Source organism: Natronorubrum thiooxidans (assembly GCF_900156475.1).
In the GTDB taxonomy this organism is placed as follows: Archaea; Halobacteriota; Halobacteria; order Halobacteriales; family Natrialbaceae; genus Natronorubrum; species Natronorubrum thiooxidans.
In genome coordinates, this window is sequence record NZ_FTNR01000025.1 from 1 (window position 1) to 23,219 (window position 23,219).

Below are 23,219 nucleotides of genomic sequence, written 5' to 3' on the forward strand. Positions count from 1 at the left end.
TTCGAATACACACTCACACATAAATGGGTCCACGTTCGGTGACCACAGATCGACGACCGATCAGGCGTCACCGAACTACCAAGGCTAACATCAGACCCCATCTATACGGCGGACCGCAGGTGTGGAGTCCTCATCTTCTGCGTATATATCGATAGTCCCGGGTGTATATATAAGGCCTGCGAACCACGGCTTCAACGAGAGTGAGTACCAATCATGCTTACAGGAGCTTCAAAAGAAAGCTTACAGCATCATTATAAGTGTGTTCGAACGCTCTAGCGGGGCAGATAGATGGTTGATCGATTGATGAAAGTCAACGCGTACACGACGCTCGAGCTCGTCGATGCGGTTGCAAAAGGACATGATTTCGAAACGGAATCGCTCGCCGTCGTGAACGCAACGGCAAAAAAGAAAAATCCCGACTGTATTAAGTTGCAGTTCGAACTCGACAACATGACCGAAGAACACCTGCCTGCACACATGGAGGAACTTCGGTTAACGCCCGCGCAGGCGCGCGAGATTGCAGTAGATCTCGAGAAACACGCGAAACGAGTCGAGAAAGCAACTGAGAGTGGTAAAAGAGCAGAGTAGCAGTTGCCCAGGGGCGATCAGATTGGCTGCTGGATCGACAGGAGTCAGGACAGTTGAGCAGCGACGTCGGTCGAAGAAACCATGCCAATATAATCGTCACCATCGGTGACCGGAAGATGTTTGATGCCGAAATTGGTCATCATTGCAGCGACCTGCTGTAGGTAGAGATCTGGCGGAACGGTCTCAACAGATTTCGTCATCACGTCAGAGACCGTGAGATCCGTCGGTGCGTGCCCATCAGCGGCAGCAGCGACGATATCAGTGCTCGTAATAATAGACGGTGGGTCCGTCGAGACAACTAGGGCGCTGATCTCGCCATCGGTCATCAGCGTTGCAGCCTCCTCGAGTGTCGCGTCTTTCGAGACCATCTCTAACGGTGTCGACATCACGTCGTCAACTGTTTTGTTTGTGGCAGTCACACAACTATGTACGAAAAGCACTGTCATGTTTTTTCCGAATGGCACAACTGTTCCGTCGAAGTGCTATCTCACTCCGCCCAATTTTTGACCGGTCGTAAGTAAACTGAATTGGAGGAAAGAAGAAATAGACATTTGATCATTTTTAATAAGCATCCACGGTGATTATGGTGATAAGCGACAGGTTGAGGGTTGAATTAGCGATCGTGGTGTGTCTCTCTTGCTGGTATCTCACCCGTGGTGGAAATCCCGGCGTAAACACCAGGCAGGATATTACTGTATTCTCTCGATAACCGCCTCGAGACTCTCAAGTTCCACAGTCTCCCCCGTCTCGAGTTGAGACGCTGCGTTGTGCTCCCGACGGAGAAAGACGGTGTCGAACCCCGCGCGCTGTCCGGCGATCACGTCGCTTTCGCTGTCGCCGACATACAGCGGATTCGAACAGCCGAGATCCGTGGCTGCTGCCTCGAGATACGTCGGGTCGGGCTTCTTTTTGTGAAGACTGGCGCGGGTCGGCTCCCTGGCTCGAATCGTCTCGAACTGTTTCAGAAGACCATACTCTCGGAGGACGAACTCGACGATTCTGGTCTGGTTGTTGCTCACGATTCCGAGCGGCACGTCGACGCGCTTGAGACACGCAACATCGTCGTACGGCGCTTTTCTCCCGGCCTTGGTTTCCGCCCGAAGCGCCGACTCGATTCGCTCCTCACGGCATTGCCAGAGCCGATCGGGGTCTACGTCGTGTCGATCCGCAACAGCCCGCAGTTCGGCCTCTACAACTCGAATCATGATCGTGTCGACGTCGTCGGTGCTTGGGTCCGAAATCCCCAGATCAGTGAACGCGTCGATCGCGGCGTCTCGCAACACGTGCTGTGAACAGAGCGTGACGATCACACCGTCATGATCGAGGAGGAGGCCATCGTACCGCTGGCAAATCATCGTCAGGGTATTGTCGGAGATCCTACTGAGACTATCGGTTCCGGACGTTTTCAACAGGTGTTGAATTGTCGAGCAGTAGTGGCTTCGAACCGAGTGTAGCTGTCGACGCGGTAGCGATACGTGACTGATCGCCTCAGCGAAACAGTTCGCGGTATCGTGTGTTTCACCCGTTCTCTCGTACGCCAGTATTATTAAGAGAGATGGATAAGATAGTAATTTTGATTACTGAGTGGAGTGTTATTAGTAATATCTGTGTCGACGAAGCCAACCGAGATCGGACCACAAAAAACGGCCACGACCGTGATCTGTGTCAAACCGCTTGTGACGAGACGGGTATTTCGACGGCAATCGCTTCAGGACGCGTGAACGGAACGGACAGCCGATCGTCACCGTCGGAATCAGTGAGCGAGCAAACGCTACTCCGCTCATCGGCTCGTTCGAAACTACCGAGTACGACGCGGCCCCTTTCGAGTGAAACTGCCGGCAGCGCGACGAACACAGGCTGGAACGCCGACAACGGGAGTAACTGGGGAATATCCAGTATCCATTCTCGAGTCGAGCGTAGTTCTGCCGTCGATGGATCGTAGGATGTCGATGACGGAGACGAATACCGACACCGACACGGTTGTCACGATCGTCGGTGGCGGTGTCCACGGCGTTCACCTGGCCGTTCGGCTCCTGCAAGCGGACCTGATCGACCGACACGAGTTACGTATCGTCGATCCTGCTGGACTCCTCGAGTCGTTTCGTCGAAAGTGTCGTCAGTGTGGAATGGTCGAGTTCAGATCACCGCTCGTCCATCACGTCGCGACCGATCCGTTCTCGCTCAGGGATTTCGCTCGAGCGCGCGGGCGCGAGAATGAACTTTGTCCGACGACGGTCGGTGCAGAGCGACCGACTGCGTCGCTGTTTTTCGACCACGCCGAGTGGCTCTGCGATCGATACGACCTCGAGTCGGTCCGTCTGGACGCACGGGCGACTGATATCGAAGAGGCTCGGCGTAGCGTCGAGATCGAGACCACTCAAGGCCGAATCGCCTCCCAGTGGTGTCTACTCGCTGTCGGACACGGTCACTCGTTTACGTATCCGGAGTGGGCGACTGAACTGGTCTCGGCACGGTCAGTGACTCACGTCTGGGATCCGGCGTTCGACCCCGACGCAATCGGCGAGACGTCGTCCGTCGGCATCGTCGGTGGCGGCATCACGGCCGCACAGCTCGCGACGACACTCGCCCAACTGCCGGGACGTGATGTCGTGCTGTTCGCCCGAAGCCCGTTTTACGTGGAGACACTCGAGGCGAGCACCGACTGGATGCATTTCTCGGGCGTTACCGAGAGACTCCACGCACACCCACCGGCATCGCAGGCTCGCGAAGAACTGGTCGCTGACGCTCGATACGACGGCGCGATGCCGCCGTACGTGTTTCGCCGACTCCGGCGAGCGCTCGAACAAGAGCGGATCGAACTCGAACGATCCGAAATAACGGTCGCGACCGAAGCCGGCAGCACTGTCGTCGCCACCTGTCGGGACGGCAGCGCGTTCTGCCTCGACGAACTGGTCTGTGCGACGGGGTTCGGATCGCCGTACGACGGGAAGCTGTTTCGCCACCTCCGCCAGCAATCGACGCTGCGGACGGGCTACCGTGGAGCGCCCGTTCTCGACGACGACACGCTTCGATGGAGACGTCAGGATGGAACGCCCTCGCGTGTTGCGGTTTCCGGCGTCGCCGCACAGCAGGTCCTCGGCCCGTTCGCTCGGAACGTGATCGGGGCCAGACGAGCGGGAGAGCTGATCGTCGGGTTCCTCGAGTCCGAACTCGATGTCGGGAAACAGGAAGCCCGGTTATGAATGGACCCCCCTTCGTCGCCGCCACGCTGTGTCAGCTCAGTTGGACAGTTCCGTTCCGTGCGCCGACTCGTTCGTCCCGTCCGCTGGTGAACGGCGAAGGCGCCGCGTGATAGCAGCCGTGATCCGATCGCCGGCTCGTCTGGCTCCCGGAATATTGGGCGCATACGGCCCGACCGAGCCGAGCGCGAGTGCCCCAGAGACGTAGACCGGAACGAATCCTCCATCGTCGCGTTGCCAGACGAGCGTATCGTCGTCGAGAACGGGCATCCCTCGATAGCCACGAGCCAGTTCGAGTTCGTCGGCGATCCGGTCGACGAACGGGTGGTCGAAGGCCGGTTCGAACCCGGTCGCGAGGACGACGCGGCCGCCGAGCACCTGTAGCCCGTGGTCTAAGGAAAGCCGAACCGACCCGTCTTCGTTCGCCGCCGAGTCGACGGCTCCCTGTGCGAGGGTGAGCGCACCGTCGCTGGTCCGCTCTTCGAGTGTGGCGTAGAGAGACGGCGGAACCGTCGCGGTGTGTCGAGCGTCCGAGATCACCTCGAAGCGGTCGCTCGAGCCAGGTGGATGGACGTGGAGGTTTCGTTCGACGTGTGACCAGTTGATCCACGGGGGATCCGCCTCGGAGACTTCCCACTCGAGGGGGTGTCGTGAGAGCAGGGCCACCGACTCCGTCTCGCCCAACTCACACGCGAGCTGTGCGGCCGTAATGCCGCCGCCGACGACGATGGTTCGGTCGACCGACGCGTCGGGATCGAATCCGTCCCAGACGTGTTCGACGCCGTCGAAATCGGTCGCCCAGTCGGGCCATCGGTACCGACCGCCGTGGCCGATCGCCAAGACGCAGTGGTCGGTATCGATGGGGCCCGCAGTCGTCTCGAGCCGAAGCCCCGTCGCATCAGGGAGTTCGTGAATCGCCTCGACGGTGGCTTGGCGATGCAGCGATTCGAGATCCGCCCGTTCGATCACGTGGTCCGAGTAATCGACGAAGAGCTCGAGAGATGGCCGTGGCGGATAGTCAACTGTCGGAACGAGTTCGTCTTCCCGATCGTTCGCTTCAGCGAAACTCTCGAGACCGAACGGGTCGGTTCCGACGTGGTGAACGAACGTCGATCGGAGGGTGTCCATGCCGCAGGCCCTCGCTTTCTCGCGGAACGATGCTAGCAACCGATCGTGAGGATCGACGATGCGAACGTCGGACCTGTCGTACGGAGTCTCGTCGAGGAGACGCTGGGCGAGGTACGTGCCGTGGATACCGCCTCCGACGATGGTACAGCCGAACTTTCGGGTTGAGTTTCGTGTCGTCATACGGGATACGTGGCGTCAGTGTCCGAGGACAATCGCCGCCGGTTAATAATATCTTTGTAAAAGATAATAACTTATATTACTGTAGAGTGTAGTGTTGGCAACGAATGGAAGATCAAACAATCCCCGTGACGGTACTATCCGGGACGCTCGGCGCCGGGAAGACCACCACGCTCAATCACCTGCTGTGCGAGAGCGGTGACCGTGAGCTCGCCGTACTCGTCAACGACATGGGCGAAGTGAACGTCGACGCGGACCTCGTCGCCGAATCATCGGACATCTCGGCCGACGAAGAGGAACTGATCGAACTCTCGAACGGCTGTATCTGTTGTGAACTGCGCGGTGATCTGCTCGATGCGATCGGCGGACTCACGCGCGATCAAGAGTTCGACGCGATCATCGTCGAGTCGACGGGCGTCGCCGAACCGCTCCCCGTCGCACAGACGCTGACACTCGGCTTCGACCAGTCGGACCTCGATCCTACCGAGTTCTACGAAGAGACGGGGATCGAACCGCTCGAGGGCTGTCACCTCGACACGACGGTGACGGTCGTCGACGCCCATCAGTTCAACGAGGCGATGCAGTCGGACGAGATTCTCGACGACGACGGGACGAAAAAACACCTCGGTGACCTGCTCGTCGAACAGGTAGAGTTCTGTGACGTCCTCCTGTTGAACAAGTGTGACCTCGTCGACGAGGCGACGCTTGCCGAGATCGAAGCGACCCTCGAGACGCTCCAACCACGAGCGGAGGTCGTTCGGACGACTCACGGCCGAGTCGACCCTGATGACGTCATCGACACCGGTCGGTTCGATTTCGAGGAAGCCAGTCGATCGGCCGGCTGGATGCAGGAACTTCAGGAGCCTCACGAATCGGCCGAGGAAGAACACGGTGTGACCTCGTTCGTCTTCGAGGCGCGACGGCCGTTCCACCCCGAGCGCTTTGCGGACCTGCTCGATGCGTTCCCGGAGACCGTCGTTCGATCGAAGGGCCACTTCTGGCTCGCCGGTCGCGAGGAAATGGCGCTCATGCTGAACGTCGCCGGGCGGTCGATCCGAGTCGCACCCGCCGGGAACTGGATCGCAACCCACCCACCCGAAGAACGCGAGGAGCAGTTCGAAGCCCACCCCGAACTCGAGGAGAGCTGGGACGACGAGTGGGGTGACCGTGGAACACGACTGGTCGTCATCGGGACCGAGATGGACCACGAGTCGGTCCGGAACCACCTCGAACTCTGTCTGCTCACTGATGAGGAGATGGATGCCGATTGGGCGGCCTTCGACGATCGCTTCCCGACGTTCGAGGAGCCCGAAGCGGTCGAAGAGGGAGAACACGATCGCCAAGAAGAGATCGGAATCGCAAATTGACTCGCCAGGACTCGAACGACCACGTGACCGAAGCGAGATCACCACCGGCCGTCGAGCAGCCAGCGCCGGAATGTCTCGCGATCGTCGAACCGACGGACTCGGGGCCGGATCTGTGTACGATCTACTCGATCGCGTCAGAGGACTCGCTGGTGACGGCGTGGATCTCGGCCCACGAAGGCTCGTATTGCATACTCGAAAACGCACGATAACCCACTGAACGATGTCTACGACATTCCAAACAGCAGTCAAGAAGAACGTTTCACGAACGCAACGCTACGAAGCGGTCGATACACTCGTCCGAGCTGGCGAGACGACGAACCTCGGTGTTCTCGTCCGAATGGGCGGCCTCCGCGGCGAGTTCCGTCGTCACGCACTCAACGGTTTGTCCGACTGTAACGCCACGACTGTTCTCGAGGAGCTCTCCGAGGACACGGCGATCGAACCGTCACTGAGACGGCGGGCAGGGGAGTTAGCATGACCGGTGACGCGTCGATCGATTCCACGGGCGAAACAACCGACGATGCTGGCTCGGACGGCGAACGGACCGGAAACGAACACGTCTGCAGGGACACGGGTCGAGAACAGGGCTTGATCGGGAAGTACGATATCTGGCTGTGTCGACAGTCGTTTCGAGAGCTGGCCCGCGAGATGGGCTTTCGAAAGTACGACTGATCGACCACTGACGGTTCGAAATGCCGAGACGAGAGGAGGATACCCGTCGATAACGACTGTCGCGTACCGTTGAAAGACTGTCGCCGCGGTACGATCCGCGACGCCGTAATTGTTAAAATTTACCCGGTTCCGATGGCTAAATCCTAGTAATCGTTTTTATGTCAGGGCGCTTCAGTTGTTATCGCTATGGCATACACCTGTTCCAGCTGCGACGCCGAGTTCCAGTCAGCCGCCGGTGTCACTCAACACGTCGCGCTGCATCACAACACCTGTGCGGAGTGCAACGAGCAATTCGACGCGACGGACGAATTGCGAGATCACATTCATCAAAACCACTGAACGGACCTTCCGGAAGGCGGACCGGAGCAGAGCGCCTCCGGCACACGAAACCGGCAGACACCCGCACATCCGAACTATTTGACTAGCGTCGAGAGTTCGAGAACGGGCAAAGCACCCACCGTGAACGTCCGTTTTCGGCAGAGTGTTTTTTCTGTTGGAAACCGATCTCAACCGAACAGCAGGGTCCCGCCCCAGGCGATTACGATCGCAAAGCCGATCGCGGCGCCGGCTTGCCGACCCATCATTCGGAGCGCCCACGTCGGCGAGACCTCTCGAGCGACCGTAAACGCGGTCACCAGACACGGCAGCAACACCCCCGCCAGATAGACCGTGACGAGCACCTGGATGGGCGAGAGCGTCGCAGCAACTCCGCCCTCGGCGGTCAACAGGGCGATACCGTCCTTCCGAATCGAGGCGAGGACAACCGTTAGCGCGGCATCGGCGGGCAGGTTGAACGCACTCATTGCCGGCCCAAGAACGGATCCCAGCGCGTCGATGACGCCGACCCGATCGAGGATCGCCGCGACGAACGTAATGAGCGCGAAGATCGGCAGCGCCTTCGCGAAGAACTCCCGCAGTGCGCTCCAAGCCTCGCGGGCGACGGCTCTGGGATCCGGCCACTGGAGGAACGTCCGCCGGTCGATCATCGGCGACGACTGCCGAGCCTCCGGTGGCGCGATCACCACGACGTAGAGCAGCGTCGTCACGGTGAGCACGAGCAGGTACGGGCCGACGAGCCACCCCATTCCGATGGCGGCGAAGACGGCGAGCGTCGCGGGAAACTGGTAGGAACAGGCCGACCCGAACGAGATCGCGGAGATCGTCGTACACCGGGTGCAGTCAGAACACGACCGCGTGTTCACGACCGCCGGGACGTTACAGCCAAAGCCCATCACGACGCGGACGAGGTCCCGTCCCGTGAGTCCGAACCGCCGCATCGTCGGATGCAGGGAGACGGTCATCCGCGTGACCAGCCCGGTGTTCTTGTAGATGCCGAGGACGACCGCGAAGATGAGCACCGTCGGCCCCGCCCAGACGAACAGGAAGGGTCCCATCGAGAGGAACCCGTACTCGGTCGCCAGCACGGTCACGAACAGTTCCGGCAACGTCGCTGCCCACGCAACCGCCGGATCGAACGCCGCACCCACGAGCGGATTGAGTTCGCCGGCGAGCGTGTTCGCAAACCATACCGCAAGCGCCGCCGGAACGAGCAACAACAGCGCGCTCACCAGCGGACCGACATAATCCCACTCGAAGACCGTCCGCGGCGGCTCGAGCCGCGTTCCAACGGACCGTCTGGCTCGAGACGGAAACGGACCCGGCTGCTCGAGACGGAAACGGACCCGGCTGCTCGAGGGCGTTCATAATCCGTGCGTGCTCGTCGCAACCACCCGCAGGACCGGGGCTCGCGGTACCGCCGTCTGCGATCGGGCGGGCCACGTCGCGGGCGTCGACCGAGACGACCGGGACGCCGAGATCGGCGCTCAGCATCTCGAGAGCGCGACCCGTCTCGGTGGTGTCCTCGACTTTGTCCCAGAAGGTGACGACGACCGTGCCGAGATGCCCCTCGACCAGCGGGAGCAGGTCCTCGAGGTCGTCATCGATGGCCGTCGCCGGCACGACGAGCATCACGGTTTCATCGTCGGAAACCTGGGACAGCGCGTCGCGCGTCGCTTCGGTATCCTGGTCCAGAACGATCCCGGGTGTATCCACGAACTCGTATTCGGCCGTCGTGTACCGCTCGCTTCGAACGGTCGTCCCGCGGAAGTTGCCGCTCGTCGGCCGGTCGCCCGTCAGCGACGACACGAGTTCGGACTTGCCGACGCTTTCCTTGCCGACCACGACGACGGTTTCTCGGTCGGTGCTTTCGCGTTGCTTCGTCGCTCGGTTTTGGTCTTGGTTGGTCATTCGAGTCCGTCTTAACAGTCACACATCTCCGGCTCACAGCACGACAGATCCCCGAGGTACATGTTCTGCTCCCGGTAGACGTCGAGCGGATCGGTCTCGACGCCGAGCCGGCGGCCGATCGTTTCGGCGGTAATCGGGAACCGAGCTCTGAACTTGTAGATGAAGCAGAACTTGACGCCGTTGTGGGTCACGTCCGGTCCGGCGAGGAACAGGCCAGGAGTCGTCGGCGACTCGTCCCGGTCCGTCAGCTGAACGATGCCTTTCTCACGCGGGAAGCAATCGGCGGCCGGCCCAAGAGTTGGCTCGAAGCCGGTCGCCAGGATCGGACGGGTCGGCACGGTGTACGTCGAAGACTCGTCCTCAGGGAGTTCGTACCCGTCGGCGGCTCGAGCGCGAACCTCGAAACAGCCGTCGTCGTCGCGACGGACCTCCTCGACAATGGCACCGCCGTCGACGAGCAATCGATCGCTGTCCGCCACCGACTCGAGGCGCTCTATGGTGTACGGAGACAGCACCTCGCTGGGGTCGGGACCGCGAGTCGCCCACGGCTCGCCGCGGTCGAGCACGCGGACTCGACACCCGGCCTCGACGAGCGCAACGGCGGCATCGATGCCGCTCTCGTAGCCGCCGATGATCAGGAAGTCGTCCGTACTGCACGCGGACGCGTGGTCGGCCCACGACTGACCTCGCTGGTGTGGCTGCACGCGTCGGCGCCGGGAAAGACGTCCTGTCGCGGAGAGCCGAACTGGCCGGTCGCCCAGACGACGGACTCGCTGTGAACGCGCTCGTCGGTCGTCTCGAGAACGAATCCGCCGTCGACGGCCGGAGCGGCGTCCGACTCTGTCGACGCAGGAGTCGTCCCCGTCTCGGCGTCCCGGTTTCGGAGTCCCGTTACCTCGACACCGGTCTCGACCGAGAGCTCGTGGAAGTCGGCGACTGCCTCGAGGTAGTCGGCGTACTCGTCGCCGCTTGGATGCTCCCGGTCGAGCGTGACCGCTGGTGACGTGTTGGGCGTGACCGCATTCAGATCAGTCAGCTCGAAGCTGTTGCTCGGGAACGACGGGGTGATAAATCGCATCTCGTCGGGCCACCGACGAAACGACGCGCCGATCTCGTCACGCTCGAGGATCACCGTCTCGAGCTCGAGGTGTGAGAGCGCAACGCCGGTACCGATTCCAGCAGCCCCCGCACCGACGACCACAACGTCGACGTCTTTCGGGAGTGTCATCGGGGACCCACCGGTGTCGATTCGTCACTTGCGTCTCGTCCGCTGGCTCCGTGCGTGCGCTCGACTCTCGTCGCGCTCTCGTGTGTCGGGTACACGATCCGATAGGAGCCGGTTCCCTCGGTGACGGCTGCCGTGAGTCGACACAGTGCCCAGTGCGAACCGCCGCTTGCGATCGTTGCGATCACTGCCGTCAGTATCAGTTGGTGTGCGAGCGACTCACCGCCCGCCAGTGCGATCGTCCCACCGACAAAGAGACCGGTGAAGATCGTCGTTGCATACCTCGGCTTGCGGGTGAGATCGTACGTTATCGAATCAGCCGTCATCGATGCCCTTCTCACATACTTAGTAATATTATGTCCAGTATTATTAAATGCTGTTAAAATCAATCATTGTTATAGTAATTGTGGCGGGAAGAGTTGGTAGTGTACGTGATCGCGATGAGAGATGGCTTCGTTTCAATAGGTGCCTATTGTTGGGGTGATGTCCCCAGTGCAAATTCTGGGATCTCGTAGCTAGTCACGTTCCGAAACGTTCGTGTACCGATCGTCAGATCGCGTCGTGTACGTTACCACGGCAGATGCCACGTGGCTTGATCCCGAGGCTATTGACGCCGCTTCTCGTCTGCTGGCTTTATGTTTTGATTCAGCCGGAAGAGATTCTCCGGGTCGTACTCGTTTTTCAACTCGACGAGTCGATCGTAGTTCTCGCTGTATGCGTTCCGCTCACGGCCCTCGCGGTCGCCCTCGAAGTTGACGTACGTCCCTCCCGTTGCGCCTTCAGCGAGCGCATCGTGACACTCCCGCACCCACGCGATGCACTCGTCGTCGTTCGCCGCATCTTCCCAGCGCGCGCCGACGGTTACGATGTACTCCGTGTCCCGGTGTGGATATGCGGTCGCATCCGACGCGACGTCGTTGACGGCCCCGCCGACTTGGTGGATAAGGACCTCGGATTGCGGGGTCGGAGATCGTTCGGCGGAGTCGATTATCGTGTCGATGGTCTCTTCGGTAAGAGCCGTGAAATTGGGCGCTTTCCAGTAGTTTCGGGCCCCCTCAGCGTACAGATCGTCCAGCAGGCTCTGCACCTCGGTATAGCGCATCGGTTCGACGGCGTCAGCGATGGGATCGCCGTACTCGCGGAGCGGTTCGAGCACCGCCTCGCCCTCATCGTGATCGCCGGCGTAGAACCCCATCAGTATGAGAACTGTCGTTCCATGGATCGCTTCGGGAAGGAACGGGAGCGGCGGCGCCGCGACGCTGTTCGCCCAGACGGTACACTCCCGCGGCGCATCTCGAGTGAACGACTCGTAGCGGGCGAGCACGTCGGCTGCGTCCTCGTATGGGTAGACGATCGGCCCGAAGAGCACTTCCGGGCCGACTTCGTGGAGATCGAATTCGAACGACGTGATGATCCCGAAGTTACCGCTGCCGCCGCGGATCGCCCAGAAGAGGTCCGGGTTCTCGTCTTCGGTTGCGGTTACGAACTTCCCGTCCGCAGTGACGACATCGACCGAGCGAAGGTTATCGATCAAGAGGCCGTATTTCCGGCTGAGCCACCCGATCCCGCCGCCGAGTGTGACCCCGGCGACGCCGGTCGTCGAGATGACGCCGCCGGGCGTCGCGAGGCCGAACGCCTGCGTCTCGTGGTCGAGGTCGGCCATCGTTGCACCGGGCCCGACGCGGGCTGTCTGGGTTGTGGGATCGACTCGCACCGACGACATCGAGGACAGATCGATCGTGAGACCGTCGTCACAGATGGCGTTACCGGCGACGTTGTGACCGCCGCCTTTGACGGAGAGCGGGAGGTCGCGATCGCGGGCAAACGCCACTGCGGTCATCACGTCGGCTGCCCCGGCGGGGCAGACGATTACGGTCGGTTCCCGGTCGATCATCGCGTTCCAGATCGATCGGGCCTCGTCGTAGCCGTCGTCTCTAGGCCGGAGCACCGTGCCATGGGTATCTTGAGCAAGCGTTTCGTATTCGGGTTCGTCGATCGGAGCGGTGATCGTCATTAGCCATGTCCCCCAGTCAAGGTACGATCACGACGAATAGATAGGCAACTCGTGACAATTGGGCAGCCACTGCTGGTCATGCAACCGCTGCATGGACGTCCCGCAATGTACCTCAAGGCACTCCGGCTGGTTCACTCGAGGCGGACCGGTCGCACACAGTCGAGGACCATGCCTGTCCCTCCCGACGTAATCTGCTCGGCGACGGTGACGGGTTCGACTGCACGAATCCAGTCCTCGAAGGCGTCCATCCCATCGTTGTACTCGATAACCGGTGGATGGAAAAGGAACGGTGCGCCACCGGCCTCGGCTTCCGCTCGCAACGTCTCCATCGTCTCGGATGGGCTGTGGTCCTCCATGCGTTCCGTATCGAACGGGATCACTGGCGGTGTGATCTCGATGCCATCGGGTTCGTTGTCAGTCATTCCGAGTACCCATTCGAAGCCGACCTCCTCGATCGCTCGAACTGTCCCGTCGCTGAGTTTCAAGAACGGGGCAAAGAAGCCATCCGGAGAGAGTCCCGTCGCATCCTTGATGGCTGCCAATCCAGTCGTGATGGCATCGTGAGCGTCGTCGTAGGAGAGATCATTATACGCGTGATGGCGATGCGAGTGAAACGCGATTTCGTGCCCGTCGGCAGCAAGCACCTCCATGATTTCAGCCTGTTTCTCGGCATCGCGTCCGAGAAACACGAAACTCCCTGAGGCATCATTGTCTTGGAGGAGCGCTGAGACGGCTTCGAAATCCGGTTGTTCGTATTCAGCGACGCAGAACCACGCCTTCCATTTGTGTCGCTCCGGGAGCTCGCCATCGGTGAGCAAGCTCAACCACGTCTCAAACTCCCTGAGTTTTGCCTCGTTAGCTGGTCGCATACTGGTCTGTATGTCGATTCGTCATCGATTAAGCCTTCCTGGTAACTAAAGCCCCCAAACCGAGACTTTGAGAGCAGTGAGAGTGGTGAAGAGTAGGACACACTACAAATAGAGACACCTTCCATATTTTACGGGTTTTTAGAAGTTCTAATATTCGTTGAAATAATCTCGAAATTACGACAGCATGAACACCGAAGTCGAGATGACACGACGCGGGGTTTCGCCCCCTCCCCCCCACTTTTCACGAGAGGCAGAAACAGAAGACTAGAACAGAAACAATGTCTGAAATTCTTCTAGATGACGTGTCTGATGAATAGAACTCATTTAGCCCTGCTACGGATGTAGTTGTCTTTGTGGTGTCCTATACGCGGAGCATGATGATTGGGACTCAACTACGGCCGAGCTCGCGTTGAGTCGATCCCACTCGGTTTCCGATGTCTGGCGTGTCAAGGCCACAATAGGACAGCCAGTTCGAGGGGAGCGGCCTCCAGCACTGATGCCGCAGACTCGACTGCGTGATTGTGCACAATAAAAGTAGGTCACTCGTTTTCAAACACTGCAGTGTTATCCGCAGCTAATTCGCTCGTTTCGATATGCGAGTACATTTCACTCGTCGTCTGGGGGTCAGCGTGGCGAAGCGTCCGCTGGGCCTGTTCGTGGCTCATCTCTCGATAGAGGAGTTCGCCGACGCCACGACGGCCACCGTGGAGTGTGAGATACTCGCCATCTTCGAGCGCCAACCCGGGGACGTCCGCCTGCTTACTCAGTCGTTTCAAGACGGATCGACCACCCTCGGTCGTAATCGCAGACGGGGTGACTTCGTGCTCGAGAACGATCTCCCAGTGGTGGTGCTGTGCAACCAGGCGATCGCATTCGTCGGCGCCAAGCGCCGTCCGAATCCGCTTCGAGAGCGTCGGCACGTGCATCGAGGGAAAGACCGGCCACTCGTCGCTTGGTGGATCGTAGGCATCGTACCAGCGTTCCAGTGGCCCTACGACCTGCCCAGGAAGCTGGGCCGGCTCACGGTTCTGGTTCTTGCCGAGAATCCAGCAGACTCCCTCCTCGAGGTCGACATCGGCCCACTGCAACCCAGTTCGGCGCGAGTCGGCCGGATCCTTCAGGACCTCGCCACCACGGACGCCCGAAAAGGCGATCGTGGCGACGAGTGCGCGATCGCGCAGCCGTTTGTGTAGAATCGGTGTTGGAGCGACAGGATCTCGAGAGGCACTCACAGCGCGCCGTCGAACGTACTCCAAAACCGTCTGTCGCTGCGCAGGTTGCCAGAACTGCCGGTCGTACTCGCCACTCGAGGGACGATCGGGCATGCTATCTCGAGCTTGGGCTTTCTCCGCCGGGTTTTCGACGAGATAGCCCCATCTGACGGTCCACGAGAGAAACGCCGAGACGTAATCGTAGTACGTCCACGCTGTCGTCTCGGTGATCCCACCGTCGACGTCGCTGGATTTACCGGCCTCGATGCGTCGAGCGAGGTGGCTCGCGTAGCCGGCCATCGTTCGGTCGGTGACGGTGCCGATCGTCTCGACGTCGCGGCGCTCGCAAAATCCGATCCAATCGGTGACGACCCGCTCGAAGTTTCGGCGATAGTTCGGTGAGAGCGTCCCCTTGTTCTCGAGACACGCCGCAAGGGCATCCTCGAGCGGCGTCTCCTGGCGTGGAGCCCCGGAAGTGCTGGATTCCATCAACTACAATGACTATACGGCGTTGGGGACAATAAGGGTACTTGTAATTACTCGCCTAATCTAAAGTAGGATCAAAATCTGCATTACTCTGTCGAACACACTCGTCTCGAGCGTTGTAGACGTAACACTCGTGTTCAAGAGAGTTTATAAATCATATAATGCTACATAAATTCAAACCATATCCATTCATACACAGTTTCGGAGGGTGACCTCCTCCTCGCCGTAAACGGAGAGGGAACGGAGCTCCCTCAAGCAGTCGGGCTACGCCCGACGACAGCGAGGCTTCCCATGGCATCGCACCGCTGAGTTGGGATATTTTCTGGTTTATAACCCAGTCGGCATGACGAGGCTACTGGCGTTCATGAGAACAGAGTTAATAATAAAATATATGATGTAGACGGAACTAAGCAATAGTTCCGGTATCAGAGACCGAAATTAATGGCGTCGAGTATCTCGAGGAACTGGTTGAAGTTACTGTCAGCGTCGGTCTCAGCGTCCTGATCCTGGTCGGACTCTTGGTCGATACCTTGGTCGATTCCGGCGTTTTGCTCTTGGTCGAGTTCGTTCTGCTGGTCGACACTGTTCGAGGCGTCAGCATTACCGTGGACTGACAGCGCGATGTTATCACCGAGCCAGGCTGCATTGGACTGCGTAGCGGCCTGTTCCTGCTGGTTTGCGGCGTCCTGAGCAGCAGCCTGGTCAGAGTCCTGAGCCTGGTCGGTCTCCGCATTTGTGTCCTGTCCGAGGTCAGCGTTGTTCTTGATGGTCGCGTCTGCAGCTGCTGTTCCAGCGAACCCCACAAATGCGAGGCTGCCGATCAATGCGAGAGTCAGTACAAGTGAAAATGCGCGTTTCATGATTAGTGTTTTATGTTACTGCATGTCGGGTACTGCGTGTCAGAACGGCTCGTCTCGTCGCCATCCCCTCGTCGAACTGGCAACCGTCGCTTCTACGGCATGGTACCCGAGAAGGACCCATTCCGAACAGTAATATGAATCCCGACAACAGTTTCGAGTGAAATATCAAGCTGACTGGCAACCCAGTAGTAGTACGGTTGAGAATACTGGAGATATGTATTCGATACTATATAATTGGGTACGAGGATGTGGTTGCCAGGCTCCAAATGACAACAGCTGAAACGGTCACGTGTCGAGTACATCTGTCGGGCGAGCACGTATGTAAACCGTATCAGTCGCTATGATATCGTGAACTCGAGAGAGTCGAGACACTGCCCTGACGGAACGCTTATTTGAGAGAATAGACAACTATTAGCCAATGTCTGAAACAGCCGATCGACTTCGTCGGTATCTCGAGGACGAACTCGGCGAGTGTCAGAACGATGATCTTCAAGCTCGACTCGAGGACCTCGATACGCTCGAGGGGTTGCTCGATGAGGATATCATTTCGAACGACGTACAAACGCTGTCAGCACTCGGTAACGAGACGCGGTATCGGCTCGTCCGGTTGCTGGTCGAGGCGGACAACGAACTGTGTGTCTGTGAGATTACGCCGCTTGTCGACGTCAGCGATAGCGCTGTGAGCCATGCACTCTCGAAACTCGTCGACGCTGGTCTCGTAACGAAACGGAAAGACGGCCGGTGGCGGAAGTATCGCGCAACCAGCCGAGCAAGTGCGCTTCTCACCGTTCTCGACGGATCACGCTGACACCGACACAATACGTTCGTCCTTCATGATATCATCACGCACGTAACGGAGTATTCTTTACAATTCCCGAGTAGAAGGCCACATTTATATCTGAGTAGACTCTCAAGTGAACTGTGTCCCACCCGTCCACAGACGGTACAAACGAGCACCCCCAGACGACCGACGACGGATCGAGCCCTGTCACTCGATTCAGCAGCAAAAGCAAGCGCCAGCGCGACGGGACTGAAAACGTTGGCGCGTTCGGTAGCCGAACCGGACACTCTGACCTCATTTTTCTCGAGAGAATACTCCCCGAAAACGATGGAGAAATACTGAACAGACGTTCAATCGAAAACCAGATGACAGCGTATTTTGACGAACTCGAGTCCGTCCGCTCGGCGCGGGACGTGGACCTCACAGACGTACTGAAAGTAACAGTTCAACTGACCGAGGCGGTGGACTGGGACAGTGCGGATACCGTGTATCAGGAGCGGTTCGATGGCGAGTATCCACCACGAACGACGGTCGGCGTCTGTTCACTTCCTGGTGACGCAGCTGTTCAACTCGATGTCATCGCTGCTGACGAATAAGAGGAAACAGATGAACGTTGAGATGATTGTAACACGGACTAAACGTCGAATCGGCGTACAGACCAATGGGTATCCGCCAGAGGTGATCCCCGGTGAGTGATCTCGATCACAAACATGGACCGGACTGTGGCTGTCCGGACTGTGGGGACCCACGGTCGATGGACTTTCTCGACAAGTACCTGACCGTCTGGATCTTCGCCGCAATGGGAGTTGGTGTCGGCCTCGGCTACATCGCGCCGGCAGTTGTCGATCCGATTCAGGAGTATCACCTCGTTGAGATCGGACTCATCGCGATGATGTATCCACCGCTGGCGAAAGTCAACTACGGCCAGCTACCGCGGGTGTTCAGCCAGTGGCGTGTGCTCAGTCTGAGTCTGATCCAGAACTGGATCATCGGCCCGACGCTGATGTTCGCACTGGCAGTGGTCTTTTTCAGTGGGATTGTCCCCTGGTTCCCTGCCCGTCCCGAGTACTTCCTCGGATTGATTTTCATCGGAATGGCCCGCTGTATCGCGATGGTGCTCGTCTGGAACGACCTCGCAGACGGCTCGAGCGAGTACGCCGCCGGACTGGTTGCGTTCAACAGCATCTTCCAGATCATCACCTACGGGGTGTACATCTGGTTTTTCGCCCTCGTCCTCCCGCCACTGCTCGGACTGGAAGCGATGGTCGCCGGCATCGACACGTTCGACATTACGGTCGAACAGGTATTCTGGGCGATCGCGATCTTCCTCGGTGTTCCCTTCGCCGGTGGGATCCTGACCCGCTTTGGCGGGGTCCGAGCCAAGAGCGAAGAATGGTACAAAGAAGAGTTCGTCCCGACGATCAGTCCCGTCACCCTGATCGCGCTCTTGTTCACCGTGATCGTGATGTTCGCAACGCAGGGCGACAACATCGTCGCCCGGCCGACCGACGTCCTCTGGATCGCCGTCCCGCTGACGATCTACTTCGTCGTGATGTTCTTCGTGAGCTTCGCGATGGGGCGGAGTATCGGTGCGGACTACTCGACGACGACGGCGATCGGCTTTACCGCCGCCTCGAACAACTTCGAACTCGCGATCGCCGTTGCCGTCGCGGTGTTCGGCGTCGGCTCCGGCGTCGCCTTCGCGACCGTCATCGGACCACTCATCGAGGTCCCGGTGTTGTTGGCGCTGGTTAACGTCGCCATCTACTTCCAGCAGAAGTTCGACTGGGCTGGCTACGAAACTGGTCGGCTCGAGGAGGTAGCCCCAGTCGATACCGAACCCACAGAGTCCAGTACGGACGACTAATCACTACTGCCAGATCATGACAATCGAGACTCTCCTGATTCCAACCGATGGAAGCGACCCAGCCGAAACCGCTGCCCAACGTGGGTTCGATCTCGCAGCCCAATGTGATGCGACAGTCCACGTTCTCTCGGTGGCAGACAGTAGCATCGCGACCGGTGCAGGGTACTCGGGTGATTCTCAATCGATCCGAGACCAACTCCGCAAACAGGCGACCGCTCGAGCGACATCCCTTCGAGACGCCGCGACCGAACGTGGGCTCGAGGCCACCGCGATAACTCGTGAGGGGATTCCCAGCAAGGAGATCGTCGACTATGCCGACGAGCACGCTATCGATGCCATCGCCATCGGCACGTCCGGGCGCGGCGGTGTCACGCGCGCCGTCGTCGGGAGCGTCGCCGACAAGGTCATCCGAACTGCGCCGGTTCCGGTCGTGACGACCACCCCGAAGACAGCCACTGCAGCCGACGAGGAGACGACTGTCGATTCGATCTTGCTTCCGACCGACGGAAGCGACACTGCCGAAACGGTGGTCCAGCGCGGCTTCGCGCTCGCAGCCAAACTCGACGCAACGGTTCATCTCCTCTCAGTAATCAACAACGATCGGGCACAGATCCTCTCGGCGCTTGCCGATGCGGACGTCGATATCGCGGACGAACTCCGCGAGCAGGCGACCGACGTTCTCGATGAGCTAGCCGCCGAGGCTCAAGCCCTCGATGTAGACGTCGTCACCACGACCAGAAACGGCGTTCCGGCCGAGGGAATCGTCGACTATGCTGACACGGAAGGCATCGATCTGATCGCGATGGGGACCGCCGGACGTGGTGGGTTCGAACGGGCACTCGTCGGGAGCGTTACCGATGAAGTCGTTCGAACTGCAGTGATTCCAGTCCTGACAGTTCGTCCGGACTCCGATCGTCTCCGTGCCGACAACGAGAGCCACTGACCGGTAGTATAAGCCGATTACGATGCCCATGGTCACAGCGTTCAGGTGAGACCGTCCACGACTGATCATGGGCGTCACAAAAACATGCTCTCTCTCGATCGGAAACACGGCTTTTTCCTTGAGTACTCGTAACTCCGATTCGAATCCGATCGTTCTGGACTGAGCCAATACGTTCACAATTCTTCACTCGAGCATCGCGGTATCTGATAGGGATTCTCATAGATATTCATAGATTTGCGGCACGGAGACCGAGCCACGGAAACTCCACAGCTGGATAGAGACAACCGGCTGGCTACGAGAATCCCTATGAGCAAGCGCAAATGAACGGCATCTCGAGCCAACGGATACTGTAGTGGATCAGTCTCCCCCAACAACCGAAGGTTTTACTTGAATAGATCTTCAATTGAGTAGTGAAGGCAAATGACTGGGATCACAAACTACAGCAAAAAGCTGTTCGACACACTGTCGAACCTCGCGTCGGAGGAACCGACCCAGCACGGCATCTACGCTGATACCCGGTCGAAAGACGGACTCTACTCGATTACCAACACGCAGTCCGGAACGAGTACCTATGCCGCGGGACAAACGCGAACGAAACAAGAACCTGCGCTATACCGGGATGTGGACTCCACCGAGACGTTCGACTGTGAGGACCCACAGACGTGTCCCCGCTGCAGTCCGTTCACGGTCGGCGATGACTGATACGACACCCGGTCTGAAAATTCAGTGGCGACGATAGTTTCTGCGCTCATTTTGGACGCTCGCTCGAGCGGTTCGGAGGTCATCCCGGATGTTTACGTTCTCGAACGTTGCGGAGCGACCGGGAAGTCGTTCGTGAGAGATCGGCACAACGTTCAGGTGGTCGAGAACGTCACCGAACGACTGATTGCGGGCATTGCTGAGCGCACCGATTGCCGCCTCGAGAGCGTCGACGGAGTACGCACCACAGAGCGGTTGGGGCTGCCCATCGGTGAGCGGCAGCACACAGTCAGGTTTTCGCCCGTCAACAGCAGAAACGACAGCAGTGTTCTCGAGGCGATCGAGCAGACACGATAGTGTGCTCGTCTGGATAAGCGGGAAGTCACACCCGAGCACGAGAACCTGTTCGTCGACTCCTTCGATGACAGCGAACATGATGTGGTGGTTTTTGACCACGGACTGCTGTGAGTTACGTCGCAGACTGCTGTGAGGATGTGAGTTCATCGAACAGCGCGATAACTCGACGCTCGATTTCATCCCGTATGTTACGAACCGTCTCGAGGTCTTTCCCGTGTGGGTCATCGAGTCCCCAATCTCGGTTCTCACCACTCCAGGTTGCGGGGCAGACCCCCTCGGCGGAACAGCCCATCGTAACGACGTAGTCGCAGTCTTGGAGGTCTTCGTGCGTGATCTCTCGAGGAGAGCGGTTGCGTAGGTCAATATCGACTTCATCCATGACTTCGACGACCGATTGATGAATGGTGTCAGCCGGTTGCGTCCCACCGGTCAATACCTCGATCGACTCGTCACTGTTTCGCTGGTCACGTTCGCGTTCGGCGAACGCGGAAGCCATCTGGCTCCGTCCTGCATTTTGAACACAGACAAAGGCGAACCTCATAGACGGCTAAAGACAATCGCAAATCAACTGTCTTCTGGTTCAGAGTACTGACAACCGAGCTCGAAGTACGTATCATACAAGAAGGCAACACACCACCATGTCCGCAGTTCTCGCCATCACAGTCTCCTCTCTTCGAAAGAACAGCGGACATGGTGGTGTGGTAGACGATATGAAGATGTGCTAGCGGAAAAGAGAGACAAGAGAAGCTGCCAATAGAGAAGAAAGGGTTGGCCGTTGGAAAGTCGAAAGTCCAGTGTTAGAGCAGGAGAGACGTCTGATTTGGTAAGATCTGATCCACTGCAAAACGGATATCTGAGCTACAAAGACGGGAGCAACAAGTGAGCAATACTGCGTAGAAGATCGGTTTCACACACCCCCCCCACTTTGTCCGCTGTTCTTCCGAAAAAGAGGGGGGAGGGGTGTGAGAGAAATATAATTTCAACTTGTATGCAGTTAAGATATCTCTTAACTACATACAAGATACAATGCTGTTGCAGTACGGACTAACTCTCGCTGTGGTATATTAAAACCTTCTCTTCTAGAGAGCCACGTTCACCCCTCCCCTCCCCCCACCCCACCTTCTCAGCTAGTTACTGCGGACAAAGTGGGGGGGGTGTGTTTCGAGAAATGTAATAAACAAATAGAACAGCGGACACTGCGGACACGGTGGTTTTATAAAAGATAGTGGTTAACAGTCTTGTAGTGATTGTGAATGGGGTTGTTCGAGCGTGATACTGAGATCTACAAAAATCGAGATGCACTACGAGAGGATTATCAGCCGGCACAGCTCGTCGGTCGTGACGAAGAGATCCAGATGTACCAGACCGCACTCCAGCCAGTAATCAATGGTGAGCAACCGAACAACGTCTTTCTCTACGGGAAGACCGGCGTCGGAAAGACTGCAGCGACCCGGTATCTCCTCTCTCATCTCGAGGAAGATGCGAGCCAGTACGACGATATCGATCTTCATCTCACCTTTCTCAACTGTGACGGGCTCACGTCTTCGTACCAGATCGCAACGCGTCTCGTCAACGAACTCCGGGACGAAACGAATCAGATCAGTACGACCGGCTATCCACGGGCGACCGTCTACGAAATGTTGTGGGAAGACCTCGATGAGACCGCTGGCACCAATCTCATCGTCCTCGATGAGGTCGATCACGTTGAGGACGACTCGATTCTCTACCAACTCCCTCGAGCCCGTGCGAACAACAACCTCTCTGCCGCGAAGATTGGAATTATCGGAATCTCAAACGACTTCTCGTTCCGGGACGATCTCTCACCGAAAGTGAAAAGTTCGCTGTGTGAACAGGAGATTCACTTTCCTGCATACGATGCAGGCGACCTCCAGAAGATCCTCGAACAGCGTGCTGCTGTTGCGTTCCACGAGGATGTTCTCGACGATGCAGTGATCCCGCTCTGTGCTGCCTATGGGGCCAAAGACGCCGGCGATGCCCGGCAATCGATCGACCTGCTGATGAAAGCTGGCGACCTCGCTCGAGAGGAAGAAGAGACGGTTACTGTCACTGAAACCCACGTCGAAGCAGGCCGTCACGATCTGGAACGTGGCCGTATCGAAGAGGGAATTAGCGGACTCACCCAACACGGTCATCTCGTTTTGTACTCGTTGCTTACGCTCCACCTTCAGGACGAGACGCCGATTCGGTCACGGGACGTCCGCCCGCGATATACGAGCTTTGCCCAGCGAGCCGGCCGTGATCCACTCGTCCCACGTCGGATGCGCGATCACCTCTCGGAACTCGCCATGCTCGGGCTCGTCTCGGTCACCGAGCGAAACGAGGGACGTCGTGGTGGTACCTACCGTGAATATACGCTCGATATGGATCTCGACCTCATTCTTTCGGCATTAGATGACGTTCTCAACGATGTTGGCGTCCATGACTCTCTTCAGGGCCATCTTGCAGCTGGTGAGTCGACTGACGAGAATGCCTCGCTAACCGAATTCAATTAAGCGGTCGCGCGGAAT

Annotated in this window: 25 protein-coding genes and 1 pseudogene; 13 read left to right on the forward strand and 13 right to left on the reverse strand. The window is 58.5% G+C overall.

Annotated features, from left to right (window positions below):
- Positions 1-288 precede the first annotated feature (288 nt).
- Positions 289-588 (forward strand): DUF6360 family protein, encoded by a 300-nt coding sequence (locus BW940_RS19280; protein ID WP_173834924.1) that lies wholly within the window; start codon positions 289-291, stop codon positions 586-588.
- A gap of 44 nt (positions 589-632) precedes the next feature.
- Here BW940_RS19280 and BW940_RS19285 read toward each other — a convergent pair whose 3' ends face one another.
- Positions 633-974, reverse strand: a complete 342-nt coding sequence (locus BW940_RS19285; RefSeq protein WP_076610808.1) for a CBS domain-containing protein — start codon at positions 972-974, stop codon at positions 633-635.
- 303 nt (positions 975-1,277) lie between these two features.
- Entirely contained in the window at positions 1,278-1,943 is a 666-nt protein-coding gene (locus BW940_RS19290) for an HAD family hydrolase (RefSeq protein ID WP_076610809.1), read from the reverse strand.
- Positions 1,944-2,537: 594 nt separating this feature from the next.
- Here BW940_RS19290 and BW940_RS19300 point away from each other — a divergent pair.
- Complete coding sequence (locus BW940_RS19300) at positions 2,538-3,791, forward strand: FAD/NAD(P)-binding protein (protein WP_076610836.1); 1,254 nt, start codon at positions 2,538-2,540, stop codon at positions 3,789-3,791.
- Between the two features lie 36 nt (positions 3,792-3,827).
- Here the strand turns inward: BW940_RS19300 and BW940_RS19305 are convergent, their stop codons facing one another.
- Positions 3,828-5,096: an FAD/NAD(P)-binding protein gene (locus BW940_RS19305; protein WP_076610811.1), complete on the reverse strand. Its 1,269-nt coding sequence runs from the start codon at positions 5,094-5,096 to the stop codon at positions 3,828-3,830.
- 104 nt (positions 5,097-5,200) lie between these two features.
- On the opposite strand from BW940_RS19305, the gene BW940_RS19310 reads away from it, so the two are divergent.
- The 5 genes from BW940_RS19310 to BW940_RS22425 all read left to right on the forward strand — a co-directional run bounded on the left by BW940_RS19310 (position 5,201) and on the right by BW940_RS22425 (position 7,471).
- On the forward strand, positions 5,201-6,460 hold the full coding sequence (locus BW940_RS19310) for a GTP-binding protein (RefSeq protein ID WP_076610812.1): 1,260 nt from the start codon (positions 5,201-5,203) through the stop codon (positions 6,458-6,460).
- A 23-nt stretch (positions 6,461-6,483) separates the two neighbouring features.
- Positions 6,484-6,669 (forward strand): DUF7511 domain-containing protein, encoded by a 186-nt coding sequence (locus BW940_RS22715; RefSeq protein ID WP_449406684.1) that lies wholly within the window; start codon positions 6,484-6,486, stop codon positions 6,667-6,669.
- 11 nt (positions 6,670-6,680) lie between these two features.
- The gene (locus BW940_RS19320) at positions 6,681-6,938 is read left to right on the forward strand and encodes a hypothetical protein (protein WP_076610814.1); all 258 of its coding nucleotides are present in this window, start codon (positions 6,681-6,683) and stop codon (positions 6,936-6,938) included.
- Entirely contained in the window at positions 6,935-7,132 is a 198-nt protein-coding gene (locus BW940_RS19325) for a 30S ribosomal protein S14 (RefSeq protein ID WP_076610815.1), read from the forward strand. Before BW940_RS19320 ends, BW940_RS19325 begins: the two co-directional genes overlap by 4 nt.
- Positions 7,133-7,318: 186 nt before the next feature.
- Positions 7,319-7,471, forward strand: a complete 153-nt coding sequence (locus BW940_RS22425; RefSeq protein WP_268875565.1) for a C2H2-type zinc finger protein — start codon at positions 7,319-7,321, stop codon at positions 7,469-7,471.
- A 167-nt stretch (positions 7,472-7,638) separates the two neighbouring features.
- Here BW940_RS22425 and BW940_RS22575 read toward each other — a convergent pair.
- The 8 genes and pseudogenes from BW940_RS22575 to BW940_RS19360 all read right to left on the reverse strand — a co-directional run bounded on the left by BW940_RS22575 (position 7,639) and on the right by BW940_RS19360 (position 16,044).
- Positions 7,639-9,379: pseudogene (locus BW940_RS22575) on the reverse strand (nucleoside recognition domain-containing protein).
- A gap of 11 nt (positions 9,380-9,390) precedes the next feature.
- Positions 9,391-10,083: an NAD(P)-binding domain-containing protein gene (locus BW940_RS22215; RefSeq protein WP_235847864.1), complete on the reverse strand. Its 693-nt coding sequence runs from the start codon at positions 10,081-10,083 to the stop codon at positions 9,391-9,393.
- The gene (locus BW940_RS22220; RefSeq protein WP_235847865.1) at positions 10,014-10,607 is read right to left on the reverse strand and encodes an NAD(P)-binding domain-containing protein; all 594 of its coding nucleotides are present in this window, start codon (positions 10,605-10,607) and stop codon (positions 10,014-10,016) included. Before BW940_RS22220 ends, BW940_RS22215 begins: the two co-directional genes overlap by 70 nt.
- Entirely contained in the window at positions 10,604-10,930 is a 327-nt protein-coding gene (locus BW940_RS19340; RefSeq protein WP_076610816.1) for a hypothetical protein, read from the reverse strand. Before BW940_RS19340 ends, BW940_RS22220 begins: the two co-directional genes overlap by 4 nt.
- Before the next feature lie 278 nt (positions 10,931-11,208).
- Complete coding sequence (locus BW940_RS19345) at positions 11,209-12,618, reverse strand: FAD-binding oxidoreductase (RefSeq protein WP_076610817.1); 1,410 nt, start codon at positions 12,616-12,618, stop codon at positions 11,209-11,211.
- 131 nt (positions 12,619-12,749) lie between these two features.
- A complete protein-coding gene (locus BW940_RS19350; protein WP_076610818.1) occupies positions 12,750-13,487 on the reverse strand; it encodes a polysaccharide deacetylase family protein in 738 nt (245 codons plus the stop codon).
- 539 nt (positions 13,488-14,026) lie between these two features.
- The gene (locus BW940_RS19355) at positions 14,027-15,187 is read right to left on the reverse strand and encodes a tyrosine-type recombinase/integrase (RefSeq protein WP_076610819.1); all 1,161 of its coding nucleotides are present in this window, start codon (positions 15,185-15,187) and stop codon (positions 14,027-14,029) included.
- Positions 15,188-15,609: 422 nt separating this feature from the next.
- Complete coding sequence (locus BW940_RS19360) at positions 15,610-16,044, reverse strand: toxin transporter (protein WP_076610820.1); 435 nt, start codon at positions 16,042-16,044, stop codon at positions 15,610-15,612.
- Between the two features lie 418 nt (positions 16,045-16,462).
- Between BW940_RS19360 and BW940_RS19365 the strand changes: the two genes are divergently transcribed.
- From BW940_RS19365 to BW940_RS19385, 5 genes are all read left to right on the forward strand, one after another.
- On the forward strand, positions 16,463-16,852 hold the full coding sequence (locus BW940_RS19365; protein WP_076610821.1) for an ArsR/SmtB family transcription factor: 390 nt from the start codon (positions 16,463-16,465) through the stop codon (positions 16,850-16,852).
- 113 nt (positions 16,853-16,965) lie between these two features.
- Complete coding sequence (locus tag BW940_RS22430) at positions 16,966-17,421, forward strand: RidA family protein (RefSeq protein WP_076610822.1); 456 nt, start codon at positions 16,966-16,968, stop codon at positions 17,419-17,421.
- 92 nt (positions 17,422-17,513) lie between these two features.
- The gene (gene arsB / locus BW940_RS19375; protein ID WP_076610823.1) at positions 17,514-18,692 is read left to right on the forward strand and encodes an ACR3 family arsenite efflux transporter; all 1,179 of its coding nucleotides are present in this window, start codon (positions 17,514-17,516) and stop codon (positions 18,690-18,692) included.
- 16 nt (positions 18,693-18,708) lie between these two features.
- A complete protein-coding gene (locus BW940_RS19380) occupies positions 18,709-19,635 on the forward strand; it encodes a universal stress protein (protein ID WP_076610824.1) in 927 nt (308 codons plus the stop codon).
- 420 nt (positions 19,636-20,055) lie between these two features.
- Positions 20,056-20,337 (forward strand): hypothetical protein, encoded by a 282-nt coding sequence (locus BW940_RS19385; protein WP_076610825.1) that lies wholly within the window; start codon positions 20,056-20,058, stop codon positions 20,335-20,337.
- A 21-nt stretch (positions 20,338-20,358) separates the two neighbouring features.
- On the opposite strand, the gene mobA is transcribed toward BW940_RS19385, so the two are convergent.
- Together mobA and BW940_RS19395 are read right to left on the reverse strand one after the other, a co-directional pair.
- Positions 20,359-20,838 (reverse strand): molybdenum cofactor guanylyltransferase, encoded by a 480-nt coding sequence (gene mobA / locus BW940_RS19390; protein ID WP_159440197.1) that lies wholly within the window; start codon positions 20,836-20,838, stop codon positions 20,359-20,361.
- Positions 20,804-21,232 carry an arsenate-mycothiol transferase ArsC gene (locus tag BW940_RS19395; protein ID WP_076610827.1) on the reverse strand — a complete coding sequence of 143 codons (429 nt, stop codon included), beginning with the start codon at positions 21,230-21,232 and terminating at the stop codon, positions 20,804-20,806. Before BW940_RS19395 ends, mobA begins: the two co-directional genes overlap by 35 nt.
- A gap of 712 nt (positions 21,233-21,944) precedes the next feature.
- Between BW940_RS19395 and BW940_RS19400 the strand changes: the two genes are divergently transcribed.
- On the forward strand, positions 21,945-23,204 hold the full coding sequence (locus BW940_RS19400) for an orc1/cdc6 family replication initiation protein (protein ID WP_076610828.1): 1,260 nt from the start codon (positions 21,945-21,947) through the stop codon (positions 23,202-23,204).
- The last annotated feature ends 15 nt before the right edge of the window (positions 23,205-23,219 follow it).